Origin of the sequence: Isoptericola sp. S6320L (genome assembly GCF_023015685.1) — a bacterium.
In the GTDB taxonomy this organism is placed as follows: Bacteria; Actinomycetota; Actinomycetes; order Actinomycetales; family Cellulomonadaceae; genus Isoptericola; species Isoptericola halotolerans_A.
The window spans coordinates 65,414-75,956 of sequence record NZ_JALKAT010000015.1 but is presented as its reverse complement, the minus strand read 5'-3'; the positions used below and the strand labels follow the sequence as shown (position 1 = coordinate 75,956).

At 70.7% G+C, this 10,543-nt stretch carries 2 protein-coding genes; both read left to right on the top strand.

What is annotated here, in order from left to right; all coding sequences use genetic code 11:
- The first annotated feature begins 204 nt into the window (after positions 1–204).
- Positions 205–5,448 carry an alpha-L-arabinofuranosidase C-terminal domain-containing protein gene (locus MWU57_RS10400; RefSeq protein WP_246909106.1) on the top strand — a complete coding sequence of 1,748 codons (5,244 nt, stop codon included), beginning with the start codon at positions 205–207 and terminating at the stop codon, positions 5,446–5,448.
- Positions 5,449–5,695: 247 nt separating this feature from the next.
- Positions 5,696–10,543: a family 43 glycosylhydrolase gene (locus MWU57_RS10395; RefSeq protein ID WP_281495544.1), complete on the top strand. Its 4,848-nt coding sequence runs from the start codon at positions 5,696–5,698 to the stop codon at positions 10,541–10,543.

Below are 10,543 nucleotides of genomic sequence, written 5' to 3'. Positions count from 1 at the left end.
GGGCGCCGACGACCCCCTGTGGAAGTCGAGAACCACCAAGTTCCGCGACGAAAGGTTACAACGATGAAATCCAGACGTCTCCAGCGAGCGACGCCGCTCGTGCTGACCCTTGCGCTGTCGCTGCCGGCCACCATGGCCCCACCGGCAGCAGCCGTATCGTCCGTACCGACCTCATCCTCCGCCGCCCTCCCCACCGCCGTCGACGTGGACGACGCCGACTACGACGCCTACGTCTTCCCGTACTTCGCCGGTGAGGGCGCCGACGGCGAGAAGATCTACCTGGCCGTCAGCGAGTCCGACGACCCGACGACCTGGCACACGCTCAACGACGGCGAGCCGATCCTCGAGTCCACCCTGGGCACCGAGGGCCTGCGCGACCCGTTCCTCGTCCGGCACCCGGAGACGGGGGTCTACTACCTCATCGCCACCGACCTGCAGATCTACGGTGGCGGCAGCTTCGGCGACGCCCAGGAGACCGGCAGCCGGTCGATGATGGTGTGGGAGTCGCCGGACCTCGTCAACTGGTCCGAGCAGCGCGAGATCGAGCTCGCACCTGAGAACGCCGGCAACCTGTGGGCGCCCGAGGCGCACTGGGACCCCACGGCGAACGACGGTGCCGGCGCCTTCGTCGTGTACTGGGCCTCCGCCCTGTACCCGGAGGACGTCGCCCCCGCCGACCGCGACATCAACACCTCCTACCAGCGGATGATGTCCGCGACCACGCCCGACTTCACCGAGGGCAGCTTCTCGGAGCCCGAGCTCTGGATCGACATGAAGCGCGGCACGGGCCGCGGCATGATCGACTCGACGATCGCCGAGCTGCCCGGGGACGGTGGCAGCACCTACTACCGGCTCACCAAGGACGAGGCGGACATGACCGTCCGTCAGGAGGTCTCGGACGACCTGCGGCTCACGCAGGGCGTCACCGAGGGTGACGGCTGGGAGCTCATCGGCGAGCAGATCGGCGTCGGGGAGCCCAACCCGTGGGGCGGGACCTTCACGTCCGGCGAGGGTCCGACCATGTTCCCCTCGCTCACCGACGACTCCTGGTACCTGATGATCGACCAGCCGTCGTACCACGGCGGCGAGGGCTACCTGCTGTTCCAGACCCAGGACCTGGCGTCCGGGGACTGGACCTCGCGGCCTGAGGTGGAGCTGCCCAGCAACCCGCGGCACGGCACGGTCCTGCCGATCACCGCCGAGGAGCAGACCGCGATCATCGAGGCCTACCAGCCGGACCTCCTCGCCGAGGGCGTCGCGCTGGACCGGTCCGAGCTCGCGCTCGAGCCGGGCGACGCCGCCGACCTCGACGCCACGGTCACCCCGATCACCGCCGAGGACAGGGCGGTGACGTGGTCCTCCGACGACGAGGCGGTCGCCACGGTCGACGCCGACGGCGTGGTCACGGCCGTGGCCGAGGGGTCCGCCACGATCACCGCGACGTCGAACGGCGGCCACGGCGTGGCGTCCGCGACCGTCACCGTCGCGGCGGCCGCACCCGCCCCGCTGCCGGAGGGCGCCTGGGTCGACCAGTTCGACGGGACCGAGCTCGACGCCCGGTGGACGATCGACCGCGAGGAGGCTTCGGCCTGGTCACTCGGTGACGGTGCGCTCACGCTGCAGTCGCAGCCCGGCGACACCTACCAGGGTGACAACAACTACGAGAACATGTTCCTCATCGACGTCCCCGCCGGGGACTTCGTCGCGCAGACGTCGCTGGAGGCCACGCCGACGGCGGACTTCCAGGGCGCCGGCATCATGGCGTGGCAGGACGCCGACAACTACGTGCGCGCCGGGCTCACCCACGCGTCCGTGTTCGACACCGGCCCCGTCGGCATCGAGACCGGCACCGAGACCGCCGCGACCTATGCGGCGACGTTCCTGGCCCGCGAAGGCTCCACCGGTGAGACGCTCCGGATGGAGCGGACGGGTGACGACTTCACCGTCTCGGTCTGGGACGGCGCGGGGTGGACCGAGGCCGCGACCACCACGCTGGCACCCGGCACCACGCAGATCGGCCTCTACGCGCTGGCCGCGGGCAGCGCCCCGAGCCACGAGGTGGTCTTCGACTACTTCGCGCTCGTCGAGCCCGAGGGCGCGGACGTCGTGCCGGACGGCGAGTTCACCCTCGCCGGGTCGGACGGCCGCTACCTCGTCGACGACGGCGGCCTGACGCTGGTCGACCAGCGTCCGGCGTCCGCCACGAGCTTCGTGGCCACGCCGGTCGAGGGTGACGGTTCGCCGCTCACCCTGGCCACGCCGACCGGGCTCCCGCTGGTGGTCGACGGCGACCGGCTGACCCTGGGCGCCGAGGCTGACGACGCGGCCGTCGTCCGGCTCTCCGACGTGGGCGGTGGCAAGCTCGCCGTGCTGGTCGGGGACCGGGCGCTCGCCGAGGGCACCGACGGTGCGCTCGTGCTGGGCGACCCGGCGGACGCCGCTCGTCTGGTGCTCGTCCCCGTCTCGGTCAGCGAGCACACGCTCACCGTCGACGCGGACGCCGAGCGCACCGAGATGAGCGACGACCTCTACGGCGCGTTCTACGAGGACATCAACTATGCGGCCGACGGCGGCATCTACGCCGAGCTCGTCCGCAACAGGTCCTTCGAGTTCAACAGCGCGGACAACGCCGCGTTCACCGGCCTCACCGCCTGGGAGCAGGTCGGCGGCGGCGACATCGCCGTCGAGTCCGACGAGGCCGAGTGGCTCAACGAGTCCAACCGCTACTACCTCACGGTGGACTCGGACGGCAGCACGGGCGTGTCGAACTCCTCCTACAACGAGGGTGTCGCCGTCGCGGACGGCGAGTCGTACGACGCGTCGGTCTGGGCCCGCACCTCCGTGGCCCAGGACCTGACGGTGCAGGTGGTCTCCGGCGACGGCGGGACCACGTACGCCACCGGCACGATCGCCGTCGACGGCTCGGACGAGTGGAAGCAGTACGAGACCACGCTGACCGTGTCCGGTGACGCGAACGACGCACGCTTCCAGGTCGTCTCCGGCGCCGAGGGCACGCTGCGTCTCGACATGGTGTCCCTGTTCCCGCAGGACACCTGGGTCGGGCCGGTCAACGGCCGGAGCGTGCTGCGCAAGGACCTCGCCGAGATGGTGGAGGAGCTGAACCCCCAGTTCCTGCGCTTCCCCGGCGGCTGCGTCACGAACGTCGGCACCTTCGACACCTACGTCGGGTCCGACGGGCAGGACCGCACCCGGACGTACCAGTGGAAGGAGACGATCGGGCCGGTCGAGGAACGACCGACCAACTGGAACTTCTGGGGCTACAACCAGTCGTACGGGCTCGGGTACCTCGAGTACATGGAGTGGGCCGAGGACCTCGGCGCCACGCCGCTGCCCGTGGTCTCCGTGGGCGCCAACGGCTGCGGGTCGACGATCCCCGAGATGCACGGCGGGGACGAGAACTTCGACCGTTGGGTCCAGGACACGGTGGATCTCATCGAGTTCGCCAAGGGTGACGTCGACACCGAGTGGGGCGCCGTGCGCGCCGAGCTCGGTCACCCCGAGCCGTTCGACCTGCGGTACATCGGGCTCGGCAACGAGGAGAACACCGACACCTTCCAGGAGAACTTCCCGGCCTTCCGCGACGCCGTCGCCGAGGCCTGGCCCGACGTCACCATCATCTCGAACTCGGGTCCGGACGACGCGGGTGCCCGGTTCGACGAGCTGTGGGAGTTCAACCGGGAGCAGGGCGTCGACATGGTCGACGAGCACTACTACAACGACCCGGCGTGGTTCCTGCAGAACACCGAGCGCTACGACGCGTACGACCGCGAGGGTCCGCACGTGTTCCTCGGCGAGTACGCCTCGCGCGGCAACACGTGGGGCAACGCGCTCGCGGAGGCGGCGTACATGACGGGGCTGGAGCGCAACTCCGACCTCGTCGAGCTGGCGTCCTACGCCCCCATGTTCGCCAACGAGGACTACGTGCAGTGGTCGCCGGACATGATGTGGTTCGACAACGACGAGTCCTGGGCCTCGGTCAACTACTGGAACCAGCACCTGTTCATGAACAACGTCGGTGACCAGGTGGTGCCCAGCACCCACACCGGTGCGACCGACGCCGCGCCCCTCGACGGCGGCGTCTTCCTGTCGACGTGGGCCACGCAGGCGGCCTACGACGACGTCGTGGTGACGGACAACGAGACCGGCGAGGTGCTGTTCTCGGACGACTTCGCCGACGCCTCGCAGTGGTCGCCCGTGGGCGGCCGGTGGGCCGTCCAGGAAGGCGAGTACGTCCAGTCCGGGACGGCCGAGGACGCGCGCACCGTGCCGAGCGGTGCCTACGACGTCGACTGGTCGGACTACACCCTCGAGCTCGACGCCCGGAAGACTGGCGGGAACGAGGGGTTCCTCGTGGGCTTCGCCGCCGGCGGGCCGAACGACTACTACTGGTGGAACCTCGGCGGGTGGAACAACACCCGCTCGGTGCTCCAGCGGGCCTCCGGCGGTGACGCCGGTGAGGTCGCCGCGATCGAGGGATCGTCGGTCACCACGGGCCAGGACTACCGCGTCAAGGTCGTCGTGGAGGGGCGCACCATCGAGCTGTACCTCGACGGCGAGCTGCAGATGACCTACACGACACCGGTGGAGAAGTCGCTGTACCAGGTGGTCACCCACGACGACGACACCGGCGAGATGATCGTCAAGGTCGTCAACCCCGGCGCCGCGACCGCACGGACCGACGTGGCGGTCACCGGTGCGTTCGAGGTCGCCTCCGACGTCGCCGTCACCGAGCTGGTGGCCGACCCCTCGGCCACCAACACCAAGGCGGACAAGACCGCCGTGGTCCCCGTCGACCGCACCTGGGACGGGGGAGCGAACGAGTTCTCGTACGACTTCCCGGCCCACTCGGTGACGTTCCTCCGCCTCGCGCAGGCCGAGGAGGAGCTCGTCGAGGTGACGCCGGAACGTCCGACGTGGACGGACGAGTGCGGTCCGGCGAACATCACGGGGGCACCGCTGCCCGTGGTGGAGGGCGTCGAGTACGTCGAGACCCGCAAGAACGACGGCGGGGTGAAGGTGGTGGCCACGCCGCTGGCGGGCTACGTCCTGACCGACAAGCCGTCATCGACGAAGAACCCGGAGTCGTGGACGTGGACGAAGGGCGACTCGGACGAGGAGTGCCCGCCGGAGCACCCGGCGTGGGACGCCTCGACGGTGTACACCGCGGGGGACCGGGTGACGCACGACGGCGCGGTGTTCGAGGCCACGTGGTGGACGCGGAACCAGGAGCCGGGGTCGTCGCCGTGGGGGTCGTGGCAGGAGATCGCCGCGACCTCGGACGGTACGGCCCTCTGGACGGAGTCGCGGATCTTCGTCGCGGGTGACGTCGTCGAGCACGACGGCGCCAGGTACACGGCGAGGTGGTGGACGCGGAACCAGGAACCGGGTGGTTCGCCGTGGGGCCCCTGGGAGCTGATCACCGGCTGACCATCTGACCCACCGGCCGGATCGCCCCCGTGCGGCGGTGGGGAGGAATCTCCGAGGATCTCGCACCGAGATCCGGAGATCTCCTCCCCCCAGCGGCACGGGGGCGCGGTCGTTGCCCGGACGTGTGATCGGTTCTGATCATCACGCGGAGCCGCGCCTCCGGTCCTGTTAGCGTTAACAACAGCGTCCGACGGCGGACGCGACCCGCACCGGCGACGAGGCCGGGCACGATCACGAGGAGTCATCGATGACCTCACGTCCACCCTCTCCACGCGCCCGGACCGGTCGCGGACGTCGGACAGCGGCCGGCCTGCTCGGGTTGGCCCTGGCGTCCCCGGTGGTCGCCACGGCACCCACGGCCCACGCCGCCGAGCCCAGCGAGGACGGCCTCGTCGCCTGGTATCCCCTGGACGGCGACGCGACGGACGCCTCCGGCCACGGCGCCGACGGCACGGTGGACGGCACCGCCGACTGGAGCGGCCTCGGCCTCGGGTTCGACGGCGACACCTTCGTCGACCTGCCGGACGACCTGGTCGCCGGGGTCACCGACGTGACCGTCGCCGCCGACGTCTGGATCGAGCCGGAGCTGACCGGCAGCTACTTCCTCTACACGTTCGGCAACCCCGCCGTCGGCAGTCCGCAGTCCGGCGACGGCTACCTGTTCAGCACGGGAGACGCCAGCTATCGCGCCACGATCTCCGACGCCGCGTGGGGCGCCGAGCAGAACACCTCGGCCGACGAGGCCCTGCCCCGAGGTGCCTGGGTGCACGTGGCCTACACGGTGAGCGAGGGGACGGGCACGCTGTACCGGGACGGTGAGGTCGTCGCGAGCAACGACACGGTCACCCTGACCCCGTCGGACATCGGTGGCGGGTCGACCGTCTCGAACTTCCTCGGGCGGTCCGCGTACGACGCCGACGGCCTCTTCGAGGGCCGGATGAAGGACGTCCGGCTCTACGACCGTGCGCTCGACGGCACCGAGGTCACCGACCTGGTGGTCGCGAACGCGGCACCGGTGCTCGCCGCGGACGCGACGGCGCTCGACCTCGGGGACACGACGGCGGTGCGTGGCGACCTCGACCTGCCGACCACCGCGCCGGGCGGCTCGACGGTGACGTGGGCCAGCTCCGACGAGTCGGTGCTCGCAGCCGACGGCACCTACGGGGCGCCCTCCGAGGCCTCGGACGTCACGCTCACGGCGACCCTCGACAGCCGAGGTGCGACCGCGACGGCGGACTTCGCCGTGACCGTGCTGCCGGCCGCGGGAGACGCCGAGAAGGCGCAGGCGGCGGCCGACGCCCTCGAGGTGACGAACCTCGACGACGTCCGGGGCAACCTGACGCTGCCCACCACGGGGGACGACGGCGCGAGCGTCACCTGGGCACCGTCGTCGGACACCATCGCCCCCACGGGTGAGGTGACCCGGCCGGCTCACGGGGAGCCGGCGCAGGACGTGGAGCTCACGGCCACGGTGACCGTGGGGGAGGCGACGGCGGAGCGCACGTTCACCGCGCACGTCCCGGCGCTGCCCGCCGAGGAGGACTACGAGGGTTACCTGTTCTCGTACTTCCTCGGGGAGGGCTCCGCGGACGGCGAGCAGGTCTACTTCGGCCTCTCCCGGGGTGACGACCCGTTGAACTACCAGGACCTCAACGACAACGAGCCGGTCCTGACGTCCGAGCTGGGGGAGGAGGGGCTGCGCGACCCGTTCATCATCCGCTCCCCGGAGGGCGACAAGTTCTACCAGATCGCCACCGACCTGCGGATCTACGACGGCGACGGGTGGGACGCGGCGCAGCGTCAGGGCTCGAAGTCGATCATGGTCTGGGAGTCCACGGACCTCGTGAACTGGACCGACCAGCGGCTCGTGCAGGTCTCGCCGGACACCGCGGGCAACACCTGGGCCCCTGAGGCGTACTACGACGAGAGCATCGGCGCCTACGTGGTGTTCTGGGCCTCGAAGCTCTACGCGGCGGACGACCCGGACCACACCGGCAGCTCCTACAACCGGATGATGTACGCCACGACGCGCGACTTCGTGACCTTCACCGAGCCCCAGGTGTGGATCGACCCCGGCTACTCCGTCATCGACTCCACCGTGACGCTGCACGACGGCGAGTACTACCGCTTCACCAAGGACGAGCGGAACAACACCTCGTCCACACCGTGCTCGAAGTTCATCACCGCGGAGAAGTCGACCGAGCTGCGTTCGACCGACTACGAGCACATCACCGAGTGCATCGGCAAGGCGAACTCGATCTCGGACGGGATCAACCAGGGCGAGGGCCCGACCATCTTCAAGTCGAACACCGAGGAGAAGTGGTACCTGTTCATCGACGAGTTCGGCGGTCGCGGCTACGTGCCGTTCGAGACCACCGACCTCGACGCCGAGGAGTGGACCATGTCCGCCGACTACGAGATGCCCTCGCGCCCGCGTCACGGCACCGTGCTGCCCGTGACACAGGCCGAGCACGACCGGTTGCTGCGCACCTACCAGCCCGACGCGTTCGTCGAGTCGGTCGACGACGTGGCGGTGACGGTGCAGGTGGGCGACACCCCGGTGCTGCCGGACGAGGTGCCGGTCGCGTACGCCGACGGATCCGCCGGCACGGCTGCGGTGACGTGGGACGACGTCGATCCGGCGGCCGTGGCGCAGCCCGGGACGTTCGAGGTCGCCGGCACGCTCGGCGGCGGGACGTCGCTGCCGGCGCGGGCCGTCGTGACGGTCACGACGGAGCCGGTCCCGGTCGCCGACCTGTCCGTGCGGCCGGAGAGCCTCGAGCTCGCGGTCGGCGGCGAGCGGTCGCTCACGGCGACCGTGACGCCCGCCAACGCGAGCGCACGCGGGATCACCTGGTCGGTCGCCGACGAAGCCATCGCCTCCGTCACCGCGGACGGTGTCGTGACGGGCGTGGCCGAGGGCACCACGACGGTGACGGCGACGACGGCGGACGGTGGGTTCGCCGTCGACGTCCCCGTCGACGTCACCACGCAGATCCCGGGGCTGGTGGTCCGCTATCCGCTCGACGAGACGACCGGGACGACGGCGGCCAACACCGCACCGGACAGCACGTTCGGCGCCGCGACGCTCGCGGGCGGCGCGTCGTTCACCGGTGACGGCGTGGCGCTGGACGGCACCGACGACTTCGTGGACCTGCCGGACGACCTGCTCGCCGGCGTGCACGACGTCACCGTGGCGCTGGACGTGCGCATCGACGACTCCCAGCCGACGCCCTACTTCGTCTACGGGCTGGGCAACTCCAGCGGGTCGGCCGGCGACGGCTACCTGTTCACCACGGGCAACGCCTACCGGACCTCGATCGCGACGGGGAACTGGAGCACCGAGCAGACGGTCTCGACGGGGTCGAACCTCGCCCGCGGTGTGTGGAAGCACCTGACCTACACCCTCGAGGGGGACACCGCGACGCTCTACGAGGACGGCATGGAGGTCGCCCGGCAGACCGGCGTCACGATCGACCCGGCCGACATCGGCGACGGGCAGACCGCCGCCAACTACCTCGGGCGGTCGCTGTACTCCGGCGACCGGTACCTGGCCGGCGACGTCGCGGACTTCCGCCTCTACGACCGGGCGCTGACGCCGGACGAGGTCGCGGCGATCGGCGTCGACCACACCGACGTCACGGGCGCCGCGCTCGACGAGCTGAAGGTGGACGCGATCGTCGACGACGCCGGCAGCACCGTCACGCTCCCCGTCGAGCCCGGTACGGACCTCACCGCCCTCGCGCCGACGCTCGCGGTCTCCGACGCGGCCGAGCTGGCGCCGTCGAACGGGAGCGTTCAGGACTTCACCGCGCCGGTGGAGTACACGCTGACCGGCCCCGAGGGGGCGGAGCGCACGTGGACCGTGCGGGCCGTCGAGATGCGCAGCCCCGTGCTGCCGGGTCAGTTCGCCGACCCGAACATCGCCCAGTTCGGCGACACGTTCTACCTCTACGCGACCTCGGACGGCTACCCCGGCTGGGGAGGGAAGGAGTTCTACGTCTGGAGGTCCACCGACCTGGTGGACTGGGAGCGGTCGGACGCACCGATCCTCACGCTGGACGGCGCGGACGGGGACGTCCCGTGGGCCACGGGCAACGCCTGGGCGCCGACCGTCACCGAGCGGGACGGGAGGTACTACTTCTACTTCTCCGGCCACAACCCGACCTACGACCGCAAGACCATCGGGGTGGCCGTCGCGGATCACCCGGAAGGTCCGTTCACGGCCGAGCCCGAGGCGATGATCACGAACACCGAGGCCGTGACGTCGGGGCAGGCCATCGACCCGGCGACGTTCCGGGACCCGCAGACCGGCAAGCACTGGTTGCTCTGGGGCAACGGCGGTCCCGGCGACGGTCCGGTCATGGCCGAGCTGAACGACGACATGGTCTCGGTCGACGAGGCCACGCTGCAGCGGATCGAGGGGCTCGACGGCTTCCGTGAGGGGCTGTTCGTCAACCACCGTGAGGGCGTCTACCACCTGACGTACTCGATCGACGACACGGGGTCGGAGAACTACCGGGTCGGCTACGCCACGGCCGCGAGCATGGCAGGCCCGTGGACCTACCAGGGCGTCATCCTGTCGAAGGACGTCTCGCAGGGCATCCTCGGGACCGGCCACAGCTCGATCCTCGAGGTGGCCGGCACGGACGACTGGTACATCGCCTACCACCGGTTCGCGATCCCGGGCGGCGACGGTACCCACCGGGAGACCACGATCGACCGGCTGACGTTCGGCGAGGACGGGCTCATCGAACAGGTGGTGCCGACGCTGACGAGCGTCGACCCCGTCGTGGTGCACCCGGCGTGGGACGCCTCGGCGGTGTACACGGCCGGGGACCGGGTGTCGTTCGACGGGCGGACCTTCGAGGCGACGTGGTGGACACGCGCTCAGGAGCCGGGTGCGTCGCCGTGGGGTGCGTGGCAGGAGATCGCCGAGGCCTCCGACGGGACCGCGGTCTGGACGCCGTCGCGGATCTTCACCGCGGGCGACGTCGTCGTGCACGGCGATCTCCGCTACGAGGCCCGGTGGTGGACCCGGAACTCCGAGCCCGGCGCCTCGCCGTGGGGTCCGTGGGCGCTGACCGGGAGCTGA

Coding starts and splice junctions, on each gene's coding strand:
- MWU57_RS10395 (WP_281495544.1), top strand. CDS start 5,696: ATGACCTCACGTCCACCCTCTCCACGCGCCCGGACCGGTCGCGGACGT.